Genomic DNA, 25,325 nt, shown 5'->3' with positions numbered 1-25,325 from the left:
CCTGTCTTTTGCTAAAAGAGATCTTTACTTTGAGAATAGCGATTGATATATCTTATAGGCATCCTCAAAAGAATCATTTTTTTTTGGATGATAGTGTTTGAGTGGAGCATAGTTTGCCACAAGCATAATCAATTCTTCTTGAGACTTTATTTCATTTAAAGAGGTGTATTGTGCAAGCGCATTTCCTAAAGCGGAACTCTCTGGATAACATACTGTGATAGTACATTTGGTTAAGTCAGCAAGGAGTTGATTTAACCAAGAAGACCTGCTTCCGCCGCCAAAAAGAAAAATTGTTTGCGGCGACTGTGTTATCAAAGCTTCAAATATCATTGTGTATTTAAAAGCTAGGTTTTGATAAATTGTCGTGATTAATTCTTGCGGAGAGGAAAGTCGGCTATATCCTTGTTTTTGACCGTACGATTCCAATAGGGCGGTGAATTCTCCTTTCTTAGAAAATCGGTGATCGCCAGTGTCGAAATAAAAAGAGATGGGTTTGGTATTGTTAAGCGGTTGTAAATCCTCGATAGTCAATGAATGCTTTTTTTGAATCGCTGTCAATGCTTCTTCGATGTACCACATGCCTAGTAAGTTTTTTAACTGCAAAATCTTCCCATCGCCTGATTGCTCATAAGAATAGCCGTTTTGTAAAGGATGACGTAGAGAAATCCCGCTCTCTTCTTTTTTTCCTAATACTGACCATGTGCCTGATGACAAGAAAATGCTTGTGTGTTCTGTGCTCGGTAATGCGTAGACAGCACTGGCTGTATCATGCTGCATAACGGAGTAGACTGGAATAGCCGCTTGCTCAATAGGCACAGTACCTACCTGTGTATAAGGAAGCACGATTGTTGAAAAAAGAGCAGGATCAATGTCTATTTTTTTTAGTAATTCACAGGACCAGTTGTTTTTCTCTAAATCGAATAATTGACTCGTAGAAGCAATCGACGTCTCGGAAAGCAGCGACCCTGTCAATAAAAAATGAATTAAGTCCGGCATCATTAATAATTTTTTGGCTTTTTTTATTTTTTCTGGATGTTTCTCTTTCAGATAGATAAGCTGTGAGCTGCTGTTAATGGATGCATTTTCTATTCCTGTTTTTTGACGAAAGAGATCAGGCAAGTCTCTTCCATAATGACTATTTTCTTGAAGAAGCATGGTTTGGTAACTTAGAGGATCCATCACTAATTGATTATTTTCATCAATTAGTCCAAAATCACATCCCCATGTATCAAAGCCGATACTTTGGATTTGATATTGATGGTAAGCTTTTGCAATAATTTTTTTGATGTTTCTTTTTATCTTTCTCATGTCCCAATGATACTCTTTAGAGCTTGATAGGTAGTATTGGTATTGGTCAAATCGGAAAACCTCAGCTTCTTCCAAGTAACCGTTCTCTAAACGATAAACAATGCCTCGAGCGCTGGTTGCGCCCAAATCGAATGCTAGTACAGCAGTCATAGTGTCCTCCTAATTTATAAATAATTTCGTAGGTCATAGTCAGTTTAGCGGATAAAACTGCTTTTTTTTAGTATTGAACAAATTTATGAACAAACATCAAGAATTTCTCCATATATAGCCAAAACAAGATGTAACCGATATCATTTAGGTGGTCGATCAATTTGAATTTTCGGGAGGATAACATGGCAGAAATTACAAATAGAAAAAAATGGTTCTCAGAAAGCAGATATGGTTTGTTTATCCATTTCGGATTGTACTCCGTAGCGGCTAGACATGAATGGGTTCAGACATTAGAAGAGATCAGTGTCGATGAATACAAAAAATATTTTGATCACTTCAATCCAGATTTATTAGATCCTAACGAATGGGCAAAAAAAGCAAAAGAGGCAGGATTCAAATATGTCATAATCACCGCAAAGCATCATGATGGTTTTTGTTTATGGGATACTAAGGAGACAGATTATCAAATTTGCAATACAAACTATCGAAAGGATCTCTTAAATGAACTAATCGAAGCCTTCCGAAATGTTGGAATGAAGATCGGTCTGTATTATTCTCTTCTGGATTGGCATCACCACGGATTTGAAGTAGACGGCTACCATCCTATGAGAAATAAGCACGAATATATTGAACGTCATCCTGGCGATATGCATACTTATCGCAAATTTATGTCAAATCAAGTCAAAGAACTGCTTAGTAATTATGGAAAGATTGATTATATATGGTTTGATTTTTCATATAAAAGTAGAGATTGGGGAACTTCATTAGGAAAAGGAGCAGAAGACTGGGGAAGTAAGGTTCTGGAAACACAAATTTTACAGCTGCAACCCGATATTTTAATCAACGATCGTTTAGGATTAGGTAGAGGTGTACAAACACCGGAACAATTTTCGAGAAACAAAGGATTAGAAGACGAAAATGCACTGTGGGAAACTGTTCAAACTTTAAATAATAGTTGGGGATATGATCGTGACAATCTTCAATTTAAATCAAGTGAGCTAGTTCTCAAACAGCTTATCGATACCGTATCGAAAGGCGGAAACTTTACTATGAACATCGGTCCGAATGCCAGAGGGTTGTGGGATGACCGAAGCGCATCTATCCTTTCAGAAGTAGGGCAGTGGCTTGTCAGAAATGGTGAATCGATCTATGGTTCAACTTCGTGCAGCTATCGCCCACCAATCGATTGCCGCTATACTCAAAAAGGGGATAAATTATATCTTCATATTTTTAGTTGGCCGTATCGAACAATTCTATTGCCTGATTTAGGTGGGAAAGTTTCTTTTGCACGATTGCTTCATGATGGATCTGAAATACGTTTTTCAGATACAAAAAACTTAGGAGGAGAACGGGAAGCGACGACTGATCTTTATAAAGAAATCACAGAAGTTCATATTAAGGAAGCTTTAGATCCGACTATGCTGATGCTCAATGTTCCAATCATCAAACCAAATGAATTCGTTTCAGTTATTGAATTAACATTAAAGGAGGCGCTTGAATGAGTTGCGGGATTGTTTTGATAAGTCATGAAGTATTCGCTGAGGGGATAAAGAAGACGGCGGAAATGATAATGGGTTTTCAGGAAAATGTTGAATCTTGTGTTTTTTATTCGGAAGCCAGTCCGTTAGATTTCAAGAAGGAATTACAAGAGGTGGTAAATTGTTTTGCCGAAGAAGATGAAATTTTGATTCTTGCAGATATTTGGGGCGGAACACCTTTTAACTGTGCTATCCAGTTAAAAGAGACTTCTTCAAGAAACATTGAGATCGTTGCAGGAATGAATGTACCAATGCTGCTTCAAGCGTTTAGTTTGCGTATGAATGACAAAGTCTCCTTAGCGCAAATTGTAAATGATTTGCTGAAAGAAGGAAAAGAAGCCATTCGGTCCACGAGAATGATGGACAAAGAAAAAGTTTCTGATCTTACGCCCATACTTGAAAATGGTGACAATAACAAAACAACTCATCTCGGAATTGCACATGTAAGGCTGGACGAGCGATTGATTCATGGACAAGTAGCAACACTCTGGATAGGGAGTCTTGGTGTAAACCGAGTGATGATTATTGATGATGAGATCGTGGATGATGAAATAGCCAAAGCATCGTTAAAAACAGCTATTCCAGGAGGTATAAAGCTGAGCATTCTGAAAGTTGAAACCGCTGCTAGGCGTCTTAAAGAAGGTCTGTACGAAGGACAAAAGGTGATGATCATTACGAAGACGATTCAAAGTATATTTAAGCTGATCGCTTTAGGTACACCAATCAATTATGTCAATCTTGGGAATGCGAGTGCAAAAGAGGGAACTATCCAAGTGAAAAAATCACTGTTTTTAAAAGAAGAGGCGATCAAAAAAATATTAGAATTGGAAAAGCGAGGAATCATTTTTACTGCTCAAATGGTACCAATGGAAGAAGAAAAAGCTTTTTCACAATTATATAGAAAGCAGGGGACGAGATGAACATTGAGATTTGGCAAATCATCGTTTTATCATTATTAGGATTCTATGCAATCGTTGAGAATTTAGGAATAAACATCTTTGCAAATCAAGCGTTGATCATGGGGACCATCACAGGACTTGTCATGGGAGACCTTGAGATGGGTTTAGCTGTTGGAGCAACACTACAACTTATGGGTTTGGGGATTCAAGCATATGGTGGTGCAAGTGTACCTGACTACATGACTGCAGCAATTGTCGGGACTGTCTTCGCAGTGACAAGCGGGCGAGGAGTAGAATTTGGTATTGGTTTAGCAGTACCAGTTGCTTTATTAATGATTCAACTAGATATTCTCGCACGATTCTGTAATGTGTTTTTCCAAAAGAGAATTGATAAAGCAGTTGATGAAATGAAACCAGCAAAAATAAAACGATATCATCTATTAGGTACCTTTAGTTGGGGATTATCCAGAGGCGTTCCAATTTTTCTCGTATTTAGTTTTGGAGAAACGATTGTTGAATTTGTTTCAAATGTTATTCCAGAGTGGTTGACAGGTGGATTGTCTGTTGCCGGTGGAATGCTACCGGCAGTAGGTATAGCCATTTTGCTGAGATATTTACCTGTAAAGAACTTTCTGACCTACCTGATCATTGGTTTTATAGCAGTCGCCTATTTGCAGATGCCGATGTTCGGTGTTGCTTTATTAGGATTTGCATTGGCGCTCTATCAGTTTAAAAAAATGACAACTTCTGTTGGTAATGGTAATTTTTCGGCCGTGATGAATGATTCTAAAGGAGGTCTAGCAGAAAATGAATACGAAGATTAGTCAAAAAGATTTAAATAAAGTTAGTATCGATTGGCTATACGGCAGTCAGCTGTCATGGAATTATGAACGTATGATGGGCGGCGGATACTTATATGCAATGCTTCCAGTCATTGAGAAGCTCTACAGTGAAGACAGCGAAAAACGAAAGGCAATGATGAAAGTTCACAGTCAATTTTTTAACACAACTCCTCATATGGGCGGATTTATTCTCGGTATGGACATTGCGGCGGAAGAGGCAGAGGGTTATAAAGCTAAAGATACAGTTGCAAGCTTAAAAACGGGTCTAATGGGTTCATTTGCTGGTGTCGGGGATACAATTTTTGGCGTGTTATTTCCAACGGTCTTTGGTTCTGTTGCATCTTACTTGGCTTTACAAGGAAATGCGATAGGTGTAGTGATTTGGCTATTAGTCAACATTGCGATTTTGGTTTTCCGATTTTTCACTGTTCGTATTGGCTATCATCAAGGTGTAAAGCTTGTAACCAGTATGTCTGGACATCTCAATGCTTTGACTAATGCTGCTACTCTGTTGGGGGTTACAGTCATTGGTGCAATGATTCCATCAGTTGTAAGGGCACCGATTGTGTTGACTTTTGAGACTGGGGAAGTCTCGTTAAATATTCAAGAGACATTGGATCAAATTATGCCAATGCTTATTCCAGCATTATTAGTTGGAATCATTTATTGGCTATTAGGGAAAAAACATGTAAATTCGACCCGAGCAATTTTAGGGATCATCGTACTATCAATTCTATTACGTGTATTAGGTGTGATGTAGACAACTGAAGCAGTATAAAAAGGAGTGAATTCAAGATGTTAACTTTTTTTGAAGAATGCAAACGATTAACGAAATTGCTGGAAGAAAATGAGTCGGGAAACATCACTAAAGCGGCAAAAATCACAGCTTCTGCAATTATGAATGGCGGAATCATTCAGTCATTCGGCAGCGGTCATTCCTATGCTGCGGCTATTGAAATCAGTGGAAGAGCCGGAGGCTTGATTCCAACAAAAGTCATAATGGATCCTGCTGGCGGAATGTATGAACAGTGCGAAGGTGTTGGCAAGACATTGATGCATAAAGTGCAGATTAATGAATGTGATGTTTTTTTCTTAATATCGAATTCTGGTCGAAATCCTATGGCAATTGAGATGGCGAAAGAAATCAAAGAACATGGGAATAAATTGATCGTAGTAACTTCTTTAGATGTCTCAAAACGTGCGGAATCGAGACACAGCAGCGGAAAAAAACTTTACGAGTTTGCAGATGTCATTTTGGATAATCATTCTGCTTTTGGTGACGCTTCTTTGGATATTGACGGCCTTGATACAAGGGTCTGTGGAACGTCATCGTTTGCTGCAGTGCTTTTATTACAGCAAACAATGTATGAAGCCATTCAACTCATGGTTGAAGAAGGCTATGAGCCGCCGGTCTATCTAAGTGCGAATATTGATGGCGGTCATGAGCGAAATCTGCAGATTGAAAAACACTATGCAGAACGGATTTTTCATATTTAAATGCTGGCAGAAGTCATATTTAGGAAACGGCTTTCGGATGCCTAGAGAGGAGCAAACGATTGACTAGTGTTATCAAAGAATTTTGCGCAGAAAATTTCGAAACAATTGCAGCAGCCATTGATTCTGGAGCCAATCGAATTGAATTGTGTGATAACTTAGCGGTTGGGGGGACGACCCCTTCCTATGGAGTGATCAAACACGCCCTTGCGATTGCTCATTCTAAAGAAGTTCCAGTAATGACAATGATAAGACCGCGAGGAGGAGATTTTTCCTTTTCTGAAGAGGAGTCTGCAGCGATGCTGGCGGATATTACGATCTGTCGACAGCTTGGTTCCGATGGTGTGGTTTTTGGTTGTTTAAAAAATGGATGGATCGATGAGGAAGTAATGGAACGATTGATAAAAGCATCAGGGGAGATGCAAATTACCTTTCATATGGCTTTTGATGAGTTGACAGTTGAGAAACAGCTAAAGGCGATTGATTGGCTAAGTCATAGAAATGTTCATCGGATTTTAACTCATGGCGGTCCTGCACACAAAAGTATTGTAGAAAATTTTGCTCATTTGAGAAAGCTTATAGAATATGCAGCTGATCGACTGATTATTTTACCAGGGGCAGGGATAACTTATAGGAACGCAGCATCTGTTCTAGATACATTGTCGATCAATGAAGTACACGGAACAAAAATAGTGCCGTTATAGAACATCCAAAAAGTGATAAACTGATCTAAAGCCGATCTGCTCGTGGTCAGATCGGTTTTTTGCTATACATAAAAGATGTCACCAACAGCACAATCGTTTCATGTTTGTGGCGATGAAGGATCTATTTATATAAGTTAAAAGTTATGTTGGGTATTTTTCGATTCGTGGTTAACACTCTATAAAATAATGAACTGGTTAATAGAAGCAATGAGGAAGATAAGAAAACTGCGGCAGTACCAAGCAGTCTGTAAATCGAATCAAGGGATAGGAAAGAAGCATTTGAAGCGATCACTCATGATAGATGGCGAAAAAAATGAATCACGAAGTTCGGAGAACCAGCAGGAGTGATCATTCGTTGTCAAGTGATAATTAGGGGGGAACGGATGAATATACTTAATCAGTCATGTTAATGTCTGAAGCATAAAAGACCAGTCCGGAAACTATCGGACTGGTCTTTTATGCTGGTTCGCAATCAAACAAGCAACCCTATGTCTGCAGCTTCCAACGTATAGAATTAATCAAAGTACTCATGAAACTCACCATAAACAGCTTCATAATTTTCATCAACGAGGTCTAAATGACGAGAAACTAAATTTGCGATAAGGTCTGCATCTTTGGCTTTCAGCGCTTCATAAATATCCCAATGCTGCTGCAGGATGTTCATCCAGTCAAAGTCTTTTACTTTTAAGGTCAAATGGCGGTAGCGATTCAAATGAACATTTAAATCCAGCAACCAAGTATAAACATGTGTTTTATCGGTCACCAGGTAAAAAAATTGGTGAAACTCTTCGTCCAATTCAAAGAATTTTTCCGAGTTGCCGTTTTTTAGGTAAATCTCTTGCATCTCGACGATTTGCCGAAGGGATTCAATTTGTGCATCATCAATAATCCCAATCGCTTCAACCACAATAGCAGATTCTAATTTTTCTCGTACAAATTTTGCTTCCCGAACTTGCTGCATATTGATTTTGGAGATAAACGTTCCGCTTTGAGGTCTTATGACTAACAACCCTTCTCTTTTCAGTTGAAGAATGGCCTCTCTAACGGGAGTATCACCGATATCCAGCATAGACACAAATTGTTTTCTTGAGATTTTTTCCCCAGGCAATAATTCCAATCGAATAATCTTTTCTTTAATGATGTGATAAGCTTCATCTTTATAGCTTGCTATAGTCATTTGGCGTCTCCTATTTTTATTAATATATTAGTTTGTCTTTTCAGTATAACTAATAAAGATAAAAAAAACTATTGCAACCTTTGAAAGCGCATGCTAATATTCTAATATATTAGTTAACAAGTGCACATTTTAATTAATAGCAAAGGAAGAAGTTTATATTATAGAGAGAAGGAGAAACAGATGGAAAAAATAATGGCTACTTTTGATGGGGTCTTGGCAGGGGTCACGAAATTCAGTAATAATAAGTATATAAAATCGATTTCTGATGCAATGATGGCACTGATCGGTATTATGATTTTTGGTTCATTTGCAGTTATTTTTCGTGCATTCCCAATACCAAGTGTTGCGGAATTTTTCGTCACTATCGGACTTGATGTGTTTTTTGGCGCAATCAACAATTTGACGATTGGTGCAATTTCAATTTATCTTGTCTTTTTGATAGCAAAAAATTTGACGTCCAAATTTAACTTGGGAGAAGATGGTACAACTGTCGGGTTGATTGCTATCATGAGCTTCTTGATCTTTACACCATTAGGCAGTTATACCGTCGACGAGGCCAATATCACTGCGATTCCACTTACTTGGATTGGAACGAGCGGTATGTTTTCTGCAATAATAATTGGGCTTTTAGTTGGTCGAGGCTATGTATTTATTAAGGAACGGAAGTGGACAATCAAAATGCCTGCGAGTGTCCCACCCATGGTATCGCGTTCATTCGAAGCACTGATCCCAACTATTTTATTGGGTACGCTTTCCGGTTTTGTCGCGTACTTGTTTAGTCTTACTTCCTTTGGCAATCTGCATCAGCTGATTTTTACGATCGTTCAAACGCCGTTGCAAGGAGTCGGAAGTTCTATCTGGGCGGTCATGCTGATTATTGCTTTTCAACAATTTTTGTGGTTCTTGGGTATTCATGGAACGAATGTTATTGGACCAATCGTCACACCGATCTGGATGGCTTTGAATGTTGAGAATCTGACTGCCTATGAAGCAGGGCAGCCATTACCGAATATTGTTACTCATGCATTTATCAATATCGTTTGCTGGGGAGGATCGGCATTGGGACTGGTCTTGCTGATGCTGTTTGTAAGCAAAAGCCAACGCTATAAAGAGATGGGAAAAATTTCGATCATCCCAGCATTATTTGGTATCACTGAACCGGTAATTTTTGGAACTCCATTAGTTCTAAACTTTAAAATGGCTGTACCTTTTATTTTCAATAATTCGATTTGTTTAGGAATCGCGTACTTCTTAACCAATATCGGATTCATCGAACGAACGATTGGTGCACAAGCGATCTTTGGATTGCCAGTAGGATTTCATGCTAGTATTGGCGGTAGTGTATCGATCATTATTCTGCAGCTTCTTTTGCAGTTGATTTTGTCGCCGATCCTTTGGTATCCATGGTTCAAATTGATCGATAAAGATGCATACTTAGAGGAACAAAAACATGCAGAAAGCAGGTAGATAAAATGTTGTATCCCGTGATGAATGAAACACGTTCGCTGATCGATTTAAGCGGCATCTGGCGTGTTCAAGTTGAAAAACAGAATGAAGCAATTGATCCAGCGAAACCTTTGAAAGATCCTTTCTTGATCGCGGTACCAGGGTCTATTGATGACCAAGTAATTGATGAAACAATTAGGAAACATGTTGGAAACTTCTGGTATGAAACAGAAATGATGATCCCGATTTCTCTAATGGATGAAAGAAAAGTGTTGCGCTTTGCCTCCGTGACTCATGAAGCAGTTGTTTATATCAATGGAATAAAAGCAGCTCATCATATTGGCGGATTTACTCCCTTTGAAATAGACATTGATTCTTTGGTTCATGCTGGGAAAAACGATTTAAAAGTGTGTGTTTCAAATATCTTGGATGAAAGTACACTGCCATGTGGATTTTATCAAGAAAAAAATGGCCGACCATCGGTAACACCTCGTTTTGATTTTTACAATTATTGTGGTATCCATCGTCCTGTGAAACTATACACAACGAAAAAAACATATATTGATGATATCGTGATCCATTATGAGTATCACGGTGGGGTAACAACGGTTCGGCCAGAAGTGTCTATTACTGGGAACTATGATACCATCAAGCTGAAAATTTGGGATGAAGACAATCAGTTGATCGCCCAAAGCAGTGATGTTGAACAACCGTTAGTAATCTCTGAAACTCGACTCTGGCAACCGTTGGATGCTTATCTTTATCGATTGGAGGTATCGCTCTTTGATAAAGAACTTTTGATCGATACCTATACTGAAGAATTCGGTGCTCGAACGATTCAAATAAAACAGAATAAAGTCTATATCAATGATAAAGAGTTTTATTTTAAAGGTTTCGGCAAACACGAAGATTTCCCTGTATTAGGTAAGGGGTACAACGGCGCTGTTGCGAATCTGGATAAAAACCTTATGAAATGGCTGGGTGCGAATTCTTTTCGAACATCACACTATCCTTATTCAGAAGAAGAAATGCGGCTTGCTGATCGTGAAGGAATCGTTGTTATTGACGAGGTTCCCGGTGTGGGACTGTTTACTAATTTTCACGTAGATGTCAATTTGAACAATAACAAGAAGAATACTTGGGAAACGCTGAGAACACATGAGAACCATCACAAGGTGATTCAAGAGTTGATTGAACGTGATAAGAACCATGCATGTGTGGTTGTATGGGCGATCGCGAATGAACCAGCGAGTCATCAAGAAGGTGCCGGAGCATATTTTAAACCGTTGGTTGAATTGGCTAAAGCATTGGACCATCAAAAACGGCCTATTGTGATACCAAACATCGTCAATGCATCGCCAGATTTAGATCAAGCAGCAGAACTCGTTGATATTCTTTGTTTGAATCGCTATTATGGCTGGTATATAGAGCACGGGGATCTTGACTCTGCAATGATAGGGCTTCGACAAGAAATTGAAAAGTGGCACGAAAAGTACCCTGATAAACCGATCATGTTTTCTGAATTCGGAGCGGACACGATTTCAGGCTTGCATTCACTCTATCGGACACCTTATTCAGAAGAATTCCAAATTGATTTTTACAAAGCCAATTTTGAAGTGCTGGATGCTTTAGATTACGTTGTTGGGGAACACTTATGGAATTTTGCTGATTTTGCAACAGCTGCGAATATTCGTCGGATCGATGGCAATAAGAAGGGGATATTTACTCGCGACCGCAGACCAAAATCGATTGCCTTTGAAATCAAAAAACGCTGGGAAGCACGATAAGAAAACATACCTTTACCCAACGGATGACTCAAACAGCAATCTATACAGCAGATAGACTAAACGATGTCCGATTTCTTAAACGTATGGTTGCTGGAGGTTCGAAAAATCAAGCGAAAGAATCAATGAAATTGCTGAAAAAAAAGAGAGTGAAGACCCGCAAGGCGGTCTTCACTCTCTTTCGTTTGTTTCGATGGCAGTTTCCAACTGCTGTTGAATCTGACGAAATATAGCTGTACTGATTTAGAATAGAGGATCAACAAGCGTTTGTCTATTACAAAAAGACTTAATAGTACTCCCCGTGGCGATAGTCCCATGAGTTGAAGTGATCAGAAAGGTACATTTGGATTTTTTCAACATCGAGTCCTTTACGGATCAAGACAGGTGCGGGTGTGATGGAGCGTTGGTCTCCTTGCTCAGGAATTAAGTTGCCGTCTTTATCAACGAAAGAAACCATGACTCCTTGCTCATAGCGGGTTTCCAGCGTTTTGTCTGGTTGGATCGATGCAACATAGTCGTTGCCTTCAATGATTAGATCGGCTTCTTGCGCGATTTGTTCGCCGATCCCTTCAACAAGTCCGCGGTTTCCTTTGCCTGAAGGGTTCGCTGAGCTGGCGAAAAGCAATTTCTTTTTCTGATCCCAAAGTTCTTTTGAAATCTGCTCACCAGGGACACCGAATTTGATCACAAAACAGCTGGTTCCCCGAACGTCCGTCATCAATTCTTCTGAACCATCGTTTGGGATATAGGCTTTTCCTGATTCTTTCCAAGGCAAAATCGCACCGAATAACACGTCATTGTTCCAGCAAGTTTCGTAAACGGCGGCGGTTTCCGCATTTAGTTCGGCTAATTCATGTAGCTGTTCCAATGAGCTGCAAAGAACGACGCCTGGTTTGTTACGCTTGCGATTCTTTGCTGAAAACTTGCGTTCCAGCCCTTTTTTATCAGAGACGGCAATGATATAGCCGACTTTGGTTGGGCAAACGATCACTTTGCCTTCTTCATTCAAATAGTTGATCGCACGTTGATTTGGTTCTCCTGTCCACGGGACTTGTTTTGTTTCTTTCACTCTCTTCATCCTCCCTGTCTTCCAATGAATCGCCGTCATGAAAAATATAACGGAATATTCTGAAAATTCTGATTGAATATGGTTACCCTTGATGATAAGGGAATCAATCTGTGTAGTCAAGGGGATTTACACCAGAATGTAAAAAGAGAGGAAGAGGAAAACCGTATATACGTCATTAGAGAATAGAGTGAATAATTGACAGCGACACTATTTTTTTCCGCTTTGTATGAAAAAATTGACTGTTTTTCATGTTATTTATATGGGAAGATAGGCTTATAGATAGAAGAACGCAATCAAAAGAATAGTTTTTTTGTGAAAGATGAGGAATATCATGAGTGAAAAGAAAAAAATACGCAAGCTTTTGTTGGCATCGATTGTCGCTGGGAGTATCTATGGTGGCGGGGCCTTGCTTTTTGGGTTGCTGGTCAGTTATAACGTCCTCTTGTTAGATGGGGTCTATACATTGATTGGTGCAGTGATGTCACTGATTGCTTTGTACGTGGCAAAATATATCCAAGCCCAAGATTTTGAACGTTTCCCATTCGGTAAAGAGGCATTGATGCCATTAGTGGTATTTATTCAATATAATATCATCCTGCTGATCTCAATTTATGGGATCATTGAGTCTGCTTTTAGTTTATTACACGTCAGTGATGGCATGATTGATCCAATCGGTTTGTATTTCTCGCTGGTGGGTACGATCTACTGTTTCTCTTTTTACTTGTACTTAAAAAAGAAACCACTGACCCATCCCTTTTATTGGGTGGAACTAGAACAATGGCGTTTCGGCTTTTTCTTTAGTCTGGGTGTCGTCGGTTCATTTCTTGTGTCCTGGCTGATCCAAGCCAGTCCCTATGGGAATTTTGCGATGTATGTCGACCCAATCATCTCCATCGGGATCACCTTGTTCTTTATCCAGCTTTCGATAAAAGAGTTGAAAGCAGCGATTTTAGAATTGACTTCTTCTACTCCAAAAGAAGAACTGCGGGAGACCATCATGACGATCGTTGAAAAAGAATTGCGCGCAGAAGAAGTGGTGGACTTTGTGTTACGTACCGCCAAAGTCGGTAATCAAGTCATTGTGGAATTAGATGTAGTGATTTTACCTGCAACTCCTCTCGATACAGTAGGTCAGCAAGATCCCTTGCGAGAACGATTGAATCAGGCAATCAGCCAACAGATTTCCGGTTATTCCCTCTGGCTAAACATAAATTTTGTCGGTGACATCAAATGGGCGTATAGTGAGGAGTAAGAATGGCTGCAAAGCAGCTTGAATAAACCGTGTAAATGACAGAGAAAAGAGGAAACAAATGACAATTCTGAAAACCTATGGAAAAATCACCGCAGCACTTTTCTTGTTAGCGGCAAGCATCAATTTATTTTTAGGACCGCATCATGTGGCAGCTGGCGGTGTCAGCGGAATCGGTATTTTATTAGAGTCAGCACTCGGTTGGGACCGAGCGGCTGTGATCATGGTCTTGAATATTCTCATGCTTATTCTTGCCTATGCCTTTTTAGGGAAGGGGCCTTTTATGAAAGTCCTCTATGGTAGTTTTGCTTTTCCAGTAGCAATTGCTTTAGTCCCGGAATATATGGTGGCTGAAGACCGGTTGCTTTCCGTGATTTTTGGCAGTGCGATTTTTGCTTTAGGAGTAGCGATTTTGTACAAAAATCAGTCTTCCAGCGGCGGCACAACGATTCCACCGCTGATTTTCAAGAAATACTTTAATTTGAATCCAGCGATTGGCTTGCTGGCGACCGATGCGATCGTTGTTTCCATGAACTTGTTCGTTTTCGGGTTTGAAGAGTTCTTGTTTGCGATCTTATCGATCGTGATCACCTCTGGTGTGATGACCTACATTGAAACCGGCTTTAACCGAAAGAAATCTATCATGATCTTAAGTGAGAACCACGTGAATGAGATTCGAGAAGCGGTCTTTGATAAAACAGCTCGGGGTGCAACCCTGTTGGCTGCCCAAGGCGGTTACCAGCAAGCCGACAAGCAAGTGCTGCTGATCGTTGCCAGCGACCAAGAGTTTATGCAGATCAGACAAATCATTGAGACGATTGACCCAAAAGCGTTTGTGATCGTCAATAATGTCTCAGAAGTACTGGGGCAAGGTTTTAGTTATCATCCCATTGAGTGATGCGAAACACAGTCAAATTCTGCTATGCCTAATAAAAAACACAGCGAAGTGAACGCCACTTCACTGTGTTTTTTTGTCTTGTTCATTTAACGCAGTAAGGTCAAACCAGAAATGGAACAGTCTAGAGAAAATACTAGCCTTTGTTCGCAGGGAAGAATCATTCTTGCGAACAAAAAAATTGCAGGTTTCTCTCTTGAAAATGCTTGCATTTTTCTTTTGCGTAGATTAGAATACTAATATATCAGTTTGTGTAATTTAAGGAGGATATTCATGTTTGATCACAATGTCTTGAAAAAGGCGCACGTCATTTTTCCTGCTGAAAAAAAAGCAGCGATTGATGCTCAAACAGCAATACAGCCGAGATGGCTTCATTTTGGCGGAGGAAATTTATACCGAGCGTTTCATGCAGAAATCGCACAATCCTTGATTGATCAGAACGAATTATCGAGCGGCATCGTTGTCTGCGAAACATTTGATGAACAGATAATCGATCAAGTATATACACCTTATGAGAATGATATTCTAGAAGTGATCATGCATGAGGATGGTCAATTAACGAAAAAACTTTTGCAATCGACAGCTGCCAGTTATTATTGTCATCCATCTTGCACCGATAGTTATCAAAAAGTACGTCAGCTGTTTAGCGATCCTTCTGTGCAGTTGGTCACCGTAACAATCACAGAAAAAGGCTATGGCTTAAAAGACAGTCAGGGGAATTTTTTGCCTGTCGTCCAAGCGGATCTCGCTGCGGGTCCTCATCAGGTCAACCATACAATGAGCATTTTGGCTAGCTTTTTATGGGATCGTTTTCAATCAGGGGCTCTTCCGATCGCTATGGTCTCCACCGATAATTTTTCGCAAAATGGGCTCCGTTTCCAAGCGGCGATTGTCACCATCGCAAAAGAGTGGCAAAAGCTGGGGCATGTTTCAGAAGCGTTTGTTCGATACTTAGAAAACAACGCGCAAGTGACGTTTCCGTGGTCAATGATCGATCGGATTACGCCAAATCCTTCAACAGCAGTTGCAGAAGAATTAGCAGCAGCTGGCCTTCAGCAGTTGCCAGTCATCCGGACCGATAAAGGAACGACGATCGCTCCGTTTGCTAACACAGAGGCGACTCATTACTTGGTGATTGAAGATGATTTCCCGAACGGTCGCCCGAATTTAGACAAAGCAGGGGTGATCTTGACGAGTCGAGAGATCGTAGACAAAACCGATAGTATGAAAGTCACAACTTGTTTGAATCCACTGCATACGGCAATGAGTTTGTTCGGCTGTTTACTCGGCTATACATCCATTGCTTCGGAAATGACCGATCCAGATATTGTCGCTTTGATCAAAGGAATCGGCTATCGTGAAGGCTTACCGGTAGTGGAAGATCCTGAGATCATTCAGCCAAAGAAATTTATCGATGAGGTGGTCGGTCTTCGTTTACCGAATCCGCTGATTCCTGACACCCCACAGCGGATCGCCGCAGACACCTCACAGAAAATCGCCATCCGTTTTGGCGAAACCATCAAAAAGTATGTGGAGAAAGAAGGCTCGGCTTCTGAGCTGACTTTCATTCCCTTAGCGATTGCTGGCTGGTTGCGTTATCTCTTAGCGATCGATAATGAAGGCCATCTATTTGTCCCAAGTCCTGATCCCCTCTTAGCAGAATTGCAAGAGATTTTACGGGAGTGTCAGTTAGGGACAGCCGCCGATGTTCAAGGGATCATTCGCCCAATCTTAGCAAATCCGCAGATTTTCGGGTTGGATCTCTATCAAGCAGGAATCGCTGAAAACGTGGGTCACTTGTTCGCTAAGATGCTAGCAGGAACCGGCGCAGTCCGTAAAACATTACATGAAACAGTAGAAGGGATTGAATAAAAAATGGAAATGACATTTCGTTGGTATGGAAAAGAATACGATAAAATCAAGTTAGCAGATATCCGTCAAATTCCTGGGATGAAAGGCATCGTCGGTACACTCTTTGATTTGCCTGCTGGAGCAGTTTGGCCCAAAGAACGGATCAAGGCGCTCGTGGAAGAAGTCGAAGCAGCTGGACTTTCTCTGAAGGTGATCGAAAGTGTCAATATTCATGATGACATCAAGATTGGCTTGCCTTCGAGAGACCTGTATATCGAAAACTACAAAGAAACGATTCGTAATTTGGCAGCATACGGGATCGAAGTGATCTGCTATAATTTTATGCCGATTTTTGATTGGATCAAAACGGATCTCGATTATCGCTTAGCCGATGGTTCTTCTACGATGGCATTTGAAAAAGCAGGGATCGACAAAGACCCAGAAGAGATCGTCAAAGAAGTTGAGGAGTCAAGCTCTGGCTATACCTTGCCAGGCTGGGAACCAGAACGTTTGGCTCATGTCAAAGAATTGTTTGCTGCGTATAAGGATGTCGATGATGACAAATTAAGAGAAAACTTTGCTTATTTCCTAAAAGCCATCATTCCCACCTGCGAAGAGGTCGGCATCAAGATGGCTGTTCATCCAGATGATCCTCCCTATTCGATTTTTGGTCTGCCGCGTATCGTTAAAAACCGTGATGATCTGGATTGGGTCTGTAACGTGGTCGACAGTCCGTCAAATAGTATCACACTTTGTACTGGCAGTATCGCCGAAGACCCAGCCAATAATGTCTATGAGATTTTGGCTGAGTTTTGTCGCCGGGATCGAATTCCTTTTGCCCATGTTCGTAACATTCAATACTTGGGCAATGACAAAGACTTTTATGAAGCACCGCATCTCTCCTCTGAAGGCTCGTTAGACATGTATCAGATCCTAGAAGCGATGTACAAAAATGGCTTTGACGGCTATATTCGACCAGATCATGGGCGAATGATCTGGGGAGAAACGGGACGTCCAGGCTATGGCTTATATGATCGGGCGATCGGCGCTTCCTACTTATTAGGGTTGTGGGAAGCCATCGACAAGAGCGTGGGGCGTTAAGAAAAGGAGCGAAGAAATGTTTTTAACTGACGATTTTATTTTGAAAAACAGCTTTGCCAAAGAGTTATACCATGGGTATGCAAAAAAGCAGCCGATCATTGATTACCATTGCCATTTAGATCCGAAAGAGATTTTCGAAGACCAAAACTTCACCAATCTGACCCAAGCGTGGCTGGCGGGGGACCATTACAAATGGCGCTTGATGCGAGCCAATGGTGTTGCAGAATCTTTGATCACTGGCGATGCTGATGACTACGAAAAATTCTGTGCTTGGGCGCAGACCTTGGAGGCTTGCATTGGCAATCCATTATATGTCTGGACCAATTTGGAATTGAAGCGAATCTTTGGTATTGATGAGCGGTTGACACTAGCCAATGCAGCAAGCATTTGGGAAAAAGCCAATCAACAGTTGCAGACGAAGGAATTTTCACCACGAGGGCTGATCAAAAAGATGGCCGTTGAGGTGATCTGTACGACGGATGATCCCATTGATTCGTTGACGTATCATCAAAAGCTGGCAGAAGAATCCTTTGCTGTGTATCCTACCTTTCGTCCTGACAAAGCAATTAATCTGCAGAATTCAGAATTTCCAGCATACCTTAAGCAATTGGCTGCAGCTGCGAGCAAAGAAATCACTAGCTATCAAACGCTGGTTGAAGCATTGACCGTGCGTATTTCCTACTTCCAGCAACGGGGCTGTCGTTTAGCAGATCACAGTCTGTCACGTCTTGGAGAGGAAGCCTACGATACCGCTGCACTTGAAGCGATTTTTCAGAAGCGTTTGACCACTGGGACACTGACTAATGAAGAAATCAGACAGTTTCAAACCGGCTTGCTGATTGACTTGATGCGCCAATACGCAAAGCAAGGCTGGACCGCGCAATTGCATCTGATGGCGACTCGCAACAACAATCAAAAACTTTTCCAACAACTAGGACCTGATAGCGGCGGTGATGCGATGGGGGACGACCGTCTAGCGAGCGGCTTAAGTCGGACATTGGCGCAGCTTCAGGCGGAAAGCTTACTGCCAAAGACGATTTTGTATTCACTGAACCCCAAAGATTATCCAGTGTTGACTGCGCTGATGGGGGCGTTCCAAGAAGAGAGCAAAGGCAAGCTGCAATTAGGCTCTGCTTGGTGGTTCAATGATACGTATTCTGGTATGCGGCATCAGTTGACGACCCTAGCAGAAGGCGGGATTCTTGGAAACTTCGTCGGCATGCTGACGGATTCTCGCAGCTTTTTGTCTTATCCACGCCACGAGTATTTCCGGCGGATTTTGTGTCAGGTGATCAGTGAATGGGTAGAAGACGGACAACTACCAGCAGATGAAATATATTTAGGGCAGATCGTCGCAGATATCTCTTATCACAATGCGAAAACCTACTTTGATTTTCCAAACTAATGACTACTCGATTCGTTCTTGGCTTGCTAGAGAACGAATCGAGTGTTTGTATGGCTATTGCTAAAGTTGCGTCTGTTCATTTACTATTGGCAGGGAATCCAGTACTATGATAGAAAGAATCAAAGAAGGAGCGAACAGTATGAATCCATTCTATGAAGAAGTCTATGCGCTGGCGCGGCAGATCCCTTTTGGTAAAGTCGTCTCCTATAGTCAGATTGCGTGGAAATTGGGACAAATCAACGGCGCGCGAGCAGTCGGTCGAGCGATGCGCTTGAGCCCTCAGGATGTCCCTGCCCATCGTGTCGTGCGGGCAGATGGCGTCTTAGTTGGTCCCTCCGCCAATGTGCGAAAAGCAGCACTCGTCGATGAAGGGGTGGTCTTCAAAGCCAGTGGTCGTATCGATATGAAGGCTTGCAGTTGGTCCATGAGCGAGATCGCTCCCGCTCAAATGAAGGAGCCGTTATGAAAAAACGTGAATTTATCGTACAAGATCTGTTGAGTAAAATCTATCAGGAAGAATTTTCTGCCGGCAAACTACCCAACCAAAGAACTCTTGCGCAAACCTATGGTGTTTCTCGGTTTACGATCCAGCAAGCAATCAAAAACCTTGAAGAGATCGGGATCGTCAAAGTGGTTCAAGGTTCAGGGATTTTTATCCATGAAAAATGGGTCAAAAATCCAATGATCTTTAATTCCTTGACCCGCACCCCTTATGACCGCATCCATTCCAAAATGATTTCCTTGAATAAGGCGGTAGCAACGTTGGATGAACAGCAGATTTTCCAAATAGGCCCAGACGAGGAAGTCTGGACCTTTGAACGAGTGCGGATCGTCAATTATAAAATCGAACAGCTGGAAACCTCTAAATTGCCCGTCAGCCTATTTCCCGAATTGACACAAGAAATCGTGGAGCACTCGATCCAACGCTATGTCGAAAGCTGCGGATACCGAATTTCCCACTACATTACCAGCTATACCCCCATCACCACATCGACCGCGCAATCGGGTATTTTATTGTGCAAGCGGGGGACGCCGGCAATGCAGATCAGCAATCGGGCGATTTTAGAAGACGGCCGCGTGTATGAGTTCAGCAATATCGTTGCCATTGATTATGCTGTGACCTATATCCGTCCCTTTGACCGTGAGATCCATCGCTCACGCATCGATTGATTTTGGAAAAGCAAATGTGCCAGTTGCGTTGTCCTTACCCAGAGAGAACAAAGACATCCCCTGTCGATTGGACAGGGGATGTCTTTTGTTGTGTTTAAGGAGTGATCAAAGTGCCGTCTGGTGTACGGCTCTGGGTCCATTCATGAGGACGGTAAACCACGGGAAATTCCGCAGCTGCTGCTTCATCGAACGTGATTCCGATCCCACTTTTCTCGATGGGATAAAAATAGCCGTTTTCAGGTTGCGGACTACCACCAAAGACCGACTGGGTATTTGCTGGGATCGCAATCGTTTCTTGGATCGCGGCATTATGGAGATGGATATTTAGATGGGTGTTGACGGCTAAGCCGACAGGGCTGATATCAGACGGCGTGTGCCAAGCGATCCGAATGCCCATCGCATCGCAGAAGTGAGCCAATTTCAATGCTGGCGTGATCCCACCAATTTGTGAGACATGGGCGCGCATAAAGTCAATCTGTTGATTTTTGACTAGCTCTTGCCATTCCATCGGATTATTGAACAATTCGCCGGTCGCGATCGGGGTCGCCGACTGGCTGCGGAGTTGCTGCAACCACTTATTTTGATCCGGCGGCAAAATATCTTCTAGGAAAAAGAGATTGAAAGGCTCAGCGGCTTTTGCAAATTGAATCGCTTGGTTTGGATGTAGCCGTTCATGCACGTCATGCAGCATTTGAAATTGATTGCCGTATCGTTCTTGGATCGCAGCAAACATTTTCAGTGTTGTGTCCATGTAGTCTGTTTGATCAAAATAGGAACCAGCGATGGGCTGATCGGGTGTTTGCAGTTGGCTAGGATTTCCACCATAAAAGCCTAATTGGCAACGGATATAGCGATAGCCCTCAGCCAAGAAGCGATCGATTTCTTGATAAAGGTCTTCGAGATTATCTGCCACGGCATGGGTATAGGCGGGAATCGCCGTACGCGCTTTTCCACCTAACAGTTGATACAATGGCATATCGGCTAATTGTCCCTTGATGTCCCATAAAGCCATGTCGACTCCTGAGATGGCATTGTTGGTGATCGGACCATTCCGCCAGTAAGAATTGACATTCATCACTTGCCAAAGATCTTCGATTTGATTGGCATCGCGGCCAAGTAAGAGGGGTCGTAAATACTCGTCAACGACGGTTTTTACGGCTAGTGGGCGAAACTGGAAGGTTGCACAACCTAACCCAGATACGCCTTTGTTCGTTTCTACTTTAACGACAACAAGGTTATGACGATCAGGTTTGATCGCAAAGGCTTTGACGTCGGTGATGATCGTTGGTGTCATTTCATTCACTCCAATTTTTGTCTCTAGTTGCTATAGCCATTGAAACATGCTTGGCAACCGCTGTCAATTTGGTCTAATAAAAACTGGATATACACCATAAAACCAGTCCAATTTTTGCCTATTTTATAATAAAACGTTGATATATAGGGTTTTTATTCTAGTTTTATCAAAAAAGGACTGGTTTTACAAGTCTGTGTGAGCATGCTACTATGTGTGTGAAAACGGAAACACCTGAAAGGGCGCCCGTCAAAAGGATCAGGACCGTTAGCAAACAACAGGGGGAAAAAAAGATGACCAAAGAAGACATCGTAAAACAGATCATTAAAGATGTTGGCGGATCAGACAATATCAACAATGCATGGCACTGTATGACTCGCTTGCGTTTTGATTTAAAGGATGAGAAAAAAGTCGACTATGCGGCGTTAGAAAAAACACCCAAAGTCGTAGGAACAAAATATCAAAGCAATCAGCTGCAAGTAGTGATAGGAACGGATGTTGCTGATTATTATGCACCTTTGGCCAAAGAATTAGGACTTGATGAAGCGAACCAAGGGGAGTCATCTGAGAAAAAAGGCGCCGTTTCCTTATTTATGGATACCGTTTCTGGCGTTTTTGGTCCGATCGTTCCAGCTATCGCTGGCGCAGGAATGATCAAAGGATTGATGGCTGGATTGGTGGCATTGAATGTCATCTCTAATCAAACAGATACCTATTTAGTGATCGACATGATTGCGAGCGGCGTATTCACATTCTTGCCATTTTTTGTTGCTGCTTCTGCCGCTCGGATTTTTAAAACCAATCAATATTTAGCGATCGCAATCGCGGCAACGCTGCAATTTCCAACAATGACCAATGCGGTAGCCGAAGGAAGCATTTCCGCCTTTCGTTTGTTCGGCGTACTGCCAGTACCCGTCTTTAACTATGCAGGGACAGTGATTCCCATTATCTTTGCCGTGCTGGCACTCAGCTATATTTACCGTTGGGTCGATAAACTCTTACCACAAGTGCTGCGTACCGTGTTTACACCGACGATTTCGTTGTTTGTCGCTGGTATCTTGACATTAACGGTCATTGGCCCAATCAGTATCCATCTAGGAAACTTATTGGCTGCTGGCGTGGCTGGATTATTCACTATCTCGCCTGTCTTAGCAGGAATCGTGGTAGGGGCGATTCGACCAATCGCAATCTTCACGGGACTGCATCATGCCATGACCCCGATCGCTTTGCAAAACTTTGCCAATCAAGGATATGATATGCTGATGCCAATGATGTTTATGGCAAATATGGCAATCACCGGCGCAACAGCAGCTATTTATTTCAAAGTCAAAACCAAAGAAGAAAAATCGATCATTCTATCGTCGGCGGTTTCAGGCTTGTTAGGGATCACAGAACCTGCGTTATTCGGGATTTTGTCGAAGTATAAAAAAGCCTTTATCGCAGCAACAGTTGGTAGTTCTGTAGCTTCTGCCTTCATCAGTTTCTTCGGTGTTCGTATTTATGGGTACATTCTTTCAAGTATCTTTAGTTTGCCAGCCTATATCGGGGAATACTTTGTCTACGCCGTTCTAGGGATCATCTTGGCGATCGGCTTATCTTTTGCCATGAGCTGGTTCTTGGTACCAAATCAAGCAGCAGAAGGTGATCGTTACACCAACGAAGTGGATCTGCATGCCGTGACCCATGGTGAATACGTCCCATTAGAAGATGTACCAGATGAAGTTTTTTCAACGAAAATGATGGGAGAAGGCTATGCCATCGAGTCCCAAGATGGCCAAATCTTTGCACCAGTCAGTGGCGAAGTCACCACTGTGTTCCCTTCAAAACATGCCGTCGGGATCAAAACCCAAAACGGCGTTGAAGTTCTTGTGCATATGGGGATCGATACAGTTTCCCTTGGCGGTCAAGGCTTTGAAGTCTTTGTCAAAGCTGGGGAGCAAGTCACTCCGCAAACCAAACTGGCACAAATGGATCTGCCGTTTATCAAGCAGCAAGGCAAAGAAACCATGGTGATCGTTTTGATCACCAACATGGATCGCGTGCAGCAATTTTTTGGAAGTACTGATTTAGAAGGCAGACACCAAGCCGGTGCATTGCTGGAAAAAGTCGTCTTGAATGCCTAATAAAAGAAAAAAGATGAGCTTCGTTAACGAAGTTCATCTTTTTTTATTTGTAATTAACTACGCAGCCCGCGGCCTTTTTGGATCAAGTACCAGCATACGCTGTATAAGACGACAATGAACAAGACCAAAATACCGATGGAGAGGAAAATCGGGACATCGATGGTGCCCAAAAAGCCGTAACGGAAACCAGAGATCATATACACGATCGGGTTGACTTTGGAGATCGTTTGCCAAATCGGCGGCAGCATGCTGATGGAGTAAAAGACGCCTCCAAGATAGGTCAATGGTTGTAAAACAAAGGTTGGCACGATGGAAACATCGTCAAAGGATTGGGCGAAGATCCCATTTAGCAACCCTGCTAATGAAAATAAGATGGCGGTCATGACAAGGGTTAAGACAACGATGACCCAAGAATAAACATGTAATGGGACGAAGAAAAGGGAAATGATGGTCACCAATGTGCCCACCAAGATACTACGGCCAAGTCCGCCAAAGACAAAGCCCCAAATGATGACGTGGGTAGGGACCGGCGCCACTAAGAGTTCCTCAATGTTTTTTTGAAACTTCTGTGAAAAGAAGGAAGATGACACGTTAGAGTAAGAACTAGTGATCGTCGACATCATGATCAGCCCAGGAACGATAAATTCCATATAAGAAAAGCCGCCCATTTCGCCGATGCGGCTGCCGATCATTTTCCCAAAGATAATAAAGTATAAGGAAGTAGTGATGACGGGTGGGACGAGGGTCTGCACCCAAATCCGTAAATAGCGGTTGGTCTCTTTGACCGCTAAACTTTTTAAGGCTGTAAAATAAAGACTAAACATGGTTTTCCTCCGCTTCGTGTGATTCTTCGGTGATTTTCAAAAATAGTTCTTCCAAGCGATTGGATTTGTTGCGCATGGAGAGGACATTGATCCCTTGCTGACTGAATTGGGCAAAAAGATCGTTGACGCCTTGATCTCGAGCGACTTCAACAGCGATGGTCTGTTCATCTTCCATTTGGATCGGATACCCAGTGATCGTTGGTGCTTGTTCAATCGGTGCGATATCAAAAAGAAAGGTTTCAAATTGCAGTTTTGCCAATAAGGACTTCATGCTGGTGTTTTCGATCAGTTCACCAGATTGGATGATCCCGATGTTGCGGCAAAGCATTTCCGCCTCTTCTAAATAATGGGTCGTCAAAATGATCGTTGTGCCTTTTTGGTTCAGCTCTCGCAAAAAGCTCCACATTTCCCGCCGCAATTCGATATCGACACCTGCCGTCGGTTCATCCAAAATCAATAGCCGTGGTTCATGCATCAGGGCACGAGCAATCATCAAACGGCGTTTCATCCCGCCTGACAGCATCCGCGCACGAACATTGCGTTTTTCCCACAAATTCGACTGCTTCAAGTATTTTTCGCTGCGCTTGATGGCTTCGTTGCGAGGGACACCATAATACCCAGCTTGATTGACAACGATCTGCTGGACCGTTTCAAAGGGATTGAAATTGAATTCTTGGGGAACCAGACCAATCTGTTGTTTGACTTGGACCAATTCTTTGTCTAAATCGTAGCCGAAGACTTTGACGCTTCCCGAAGATTTATTGACAAGAGAGGTGATAATGCCGATGGTGGTGGACTTTCCAGCGCCGTTTGGGCCTAACAAGGCATAAAAGTCGCCTTCTTCCACCGTCAAATTTATGCCCCGCAACGCTTCAACGCCGGTAGCATAGACTTTGCGTAAATCGGTTAGTTCTAGTGCATAGGTCATGTTTGTTTGAACTCCTTCTATGTATGATGGTTTATTCTATCATTTTTTTTCAAGAAGAACCGCATGATTTGATTTTT

The 25,325-nt window shown here is 42.1% G+C and carries 22 protein-coding genes; 16 read left to right on the top strand and 6 right to left on the bottom strand.

Going from position 1 to position 25,325, the window contains the following annotated elements:
- Positions 1-24: 24 nt before the first annotated feature.
- Positions 25-1,458, bottom strand: coding sequence for a rhamnulokinase (locus ACTW1R_RS13390; RefSeq protein WP_271813173.1), 1,434 nt, complete (start codon positions 1,456-1,458; stop codon positions 25-27).
- A 182-nt stretch (positions 1,459-1,640) separates the two neighbouring features.
- Here ACTW1R_RS13390 and ACTW1R_RS13385 point away from each other — a divergent pair, with 182 nt between their 5' ends.
- From ACTW1R_RS13385 to ACTW1R_RS13360, 6 genes are read left to right on the top strand one after another with little or no spacing between them, the layout of a single operon-like run.
- Positions 1,641-2,960: an alpha-L-fucosidase gene (locus tag ACTW1R_RS13385; RefSeq protein ID WP_074535451.1), complete on the top strand. Its 1,320-nt coding sequence runs from the start codon at positions 1,641-1,643 to the stop codon at positions 2,958-2,960.
- A complete protein-coding gene (locus ACTW1R_RS13380) occupies positions 2,957-3,916 on the top strand; it encodes a PTS sugar transporter subunit IIB (RefSeq protein WP_271813175.1) in 960 nt (319 codons plus the stop codon). Before ACTW1R_RS13385 ends, ACTW1R_RS13380 begins: the two co-directional genes overlap by 4 nt.
- A complete protein-coding gene (locus ACTW1R_RS13375) occupies positions 3,913-4,719 on the top strand; it encodes a PTS mannose/fructose/sorbose/N-acetylgalactosamine transporter subunit IIC (RefSeq protein ID WP_074535453.1) in 807 nt (268 codons plus the stop codon). Before ACTW1R_RS13380 ends, ACTW1R_RS13375 begins: the two co-directional genes overlap by 4 nt.
- Positions 4,703-5,497, top strand: a complete 795-nt coding sequence (locus ACTW1R_RS13370) for a PTS system mannose/fructose/sorbose family transporter subunit IID (protein WP_074535454.1) — start codon at positions 4,703-4,705, stop codon at positions 5,495-5,497. Before ACTW1R_RS13375 ends, ACTW1R_RS13370 begins: the two co-directional genes overlap by 17 nt.
- Before the next feature lie 35 nt (positions 5,498-5,532).
- Positions 5,533-6,234: an SIS domain-containing protein gene (locus ACTW1R_RS13365; protein WP_074535455.1), complete on the top strand. Its 702-nt coding sequence runs from the start codon at positions 5,533-5,535 to the stop codon at positions 6,232-6,234.
- A 59-nt stretch (positions 6,235-6,293) separates the two neighbouring features.
- Entirely contained in the window at positions 6,294-6,935 is a 642-nt protein-coding gene (locus tag ACTW1R_RS13360; protein WP_271813179.1) for a copper homeostasis protein CutC, read from the top strand.
- A gap of 514 nt (positions 6,936-7,449) precedes the next feature.
- Here ACTW1R_RS13360 and ACTW1R_RS13355 read toward each other — a convergent pair.
- Entirely contained in the window at positions 7,450-8,112 is a 663-nt protein-coding gene (locus tag ACTW1R_RS13355) for a GntR family transcriptional regulator (protein ID WP_060791419.1), read from the bottom strand.
- 180 nt (positions 8,113-8,292) lie between these two features.
- Here ACTW1R_RS13355 and ACTW1R_RS13350 point away from each other — a divergent pair, with 180 nt between their 5' ends.
- Both ACTW1R_RS13350 and uidA read left to right on the top strand, forming a co-directional pair.
- Complete coding sequence (locus ACTW1R_RS13350; RefSeq protein ID WP_271813180.1) at positions 8,293-9,579, top strand: PTS sugar transporter subunit IIC; 1,287 nt, start codon at positions 8,293-8,295, stop codon at positions 9,577-9,579.
- 5 nt (positions 9,580-9,584) lie between these two features.
- On the top strand, positions 9,585-11,345 hold the full coding sequence (uidA, locus tag ACTW1R_RS13345; RefSeq protein ID WP_489927295.1) for a beta-glucuronidase: 1,761 nt from the start codon (positions 9,585-9,587) through the stop codon (positions 11,343-11,345).
- A gap of 283 nt (positions 11,346-11,628) precedes the next feature.
- On the opposite strand, the gene ACTW1R_RS13340 is transcribed toward uidA, so the two are convergent.
- Entirely contained in the window at positions 11,629-12,420 is a 792-nt protein-coding gene (locus ACTW1R_RS13340; RefSeq protein ID WP_034859003.1) for an L-threonylcarbamoyladenylate synthase, read from the bottom strand.
- 322 nt (positions 12,421-12,742) lie between these two features.
- Here ACTW1R_RS13340 and ACTW1R_RS13335 point away from each other — a divergent pair, with 322 nt between their 5' ends.
- The 7 genes from ACTW1R_RS13335 (at position 12,743) to ACTW1R_RS13305 (ending at position 20,082) form a co-directional block, all read left to right on the top strand.
- A complete protein-coding gene (locus ACTW1R_RS13335; protein ID WP_271813183.1) occupies positions 12,743-13,663 on the top strand; it encodes a cation efflux transmembrane domain-containing protein in 921 nt (306 codons plus the stop codon).
- 58 nt (positions 13,664-13,721) lie between these two features.
- Complete coding sequence (locus tag ACTW1R_RS13330) at positions 13,722-14,558, top strand: YitT family protein (RefSeq protein WP_015510257.1); 837 nt, start codon at positions 13,722-13,724, stop codon at positions 14,556-14,558.
- Positions 14,559-14,828: 270 nt separating this feature from the next.
- Positions 14,829-16,427, top strand: a complete 1,599-nt coding sequence (locus ACTW1R_RS13325) for a mannitol dehydrogenase family protein (RefSeq protein WP_271813185.1) — start codon at positions 14,829-14,831, stop codon at positions 16,425-16,427.
- Between the two features lie 3 nt (positions 16,428-16,430).
- Positions 16,431-17,507: a mannonate dehydratase gene (uxuA, locus tag ACTW1R_RS13320; protein ID WP_271813188.1), complete on the top strand. Its 1,077-nt coding sequence runs from the start codon at positions 16,431-16,433 to the stop codon at positions 17,505-17,507.
- 16 nt (positions 17,508-17,523) lie between these two features.
- Positions 17,524-18,912, top strand: a complete 1,389-nt coding sequence (uxaC, locus tag ACTW1R_RS13315) for a glucuronate isomerase (RefSeq protein WP_016608895.1) — start codon at positions 17,524-17,526, stop codon at positions 18,910-18,912.
- Positions 18,913-19,051: 139 nt separating this feature from the next.
- A complete protein-coding gene (locus ACTW1R_RS13310) occupies positions 19,052-19,378 on the top strand; it encodes an MGMT family protein (protein WP_005228493.1) in 327 nt (108 codons plus the stop codon).
- A complete protein-coding gene (locus ACTW1R_RS13305; RefSeq protein WP_005228494.1) occupies positions 19,375-20,082 on the top strand; it encodes a GntR family transcriptional regulator in 708 nt (235 codons plus the stop codon). The genes ACTW1R_RS13310 and ACTW1R_RS13305 overlap by 4 nt, the downstream gene beginning before the upstream one ends.
- A gap of 94 nt (positions 20,083-20,176) precedes the next feature.
- Here ACTW1R_RS13305 and ACTW1R_RS13300 read toward each other — a convergent pair whose 3' ends face one another.
- Positions 20,177-21,376: an enolase C-terminal domain-like protein gene (locus tag ACTW1R_RS13300; RefSeq protein WP_005234111.1), complete on the bottom strand. Its 1,200-nt coding sequence runs from the start codon at positions 21,374-21,376 to the stop codon at positions 20,177-20,179.
- Positions 21,377-21,666: 290 nt separating this feature from the next.
- Here ACTW1R_RS13300 and ACTW1R_RS13295 point away from each other — a divergent pair, with 290 nt between their 5' ends.
- Positions 21,667-23,496, top strand: a complete 1,830-nt coding sequence (locus ACTW1R_RS13295) for a glucose PTS transporter subunit IIA (protein WP_271813190.1) — start codon at positions 21,667-21,669, stop codon at positions 23,494-23,496.
- A 53-nt stretch (positions 23,497-23,549) separates the two neighbouring features.
- Here ACTW1R_RS13295 and ACTW1R_RS13290 read toward each other — a convergent pair whose 3' ends face one another.
- Positions 23,550-24,320, bottom strand: coding sequence for an ABC transporter permease (locus tag ACTW1R_RS13290; RefSeq protein WP_005228499.1), 771 nt, complete (start codon positions 24,318-24,320; stop codon positions 23,550-23,552).
- A complete protein-coding gene (locus tag ACTW1R_RS13285; protein ID WP_074933275.1) occupies positions 24,313-25,248 on the bottom strand; it encodes an ABC transporter ATP-binding protein in 936 nt (311 codons plus the stop codon). The genes ACTW1R_RS13290 and ACTW1R_RS13285 overlap by 8 nt, the downstream gene beginning before the upstream one ends.
- Positions 25,249-25,325 lie beyond the last annotated feature (77 nt).

The sequence above is a fragment of the Enterococcus sp. R12 genome, assembly GCF_058135755.1.
This window is presented reverse-complemented; position numbering and strand designations above follow the sequence as displayed.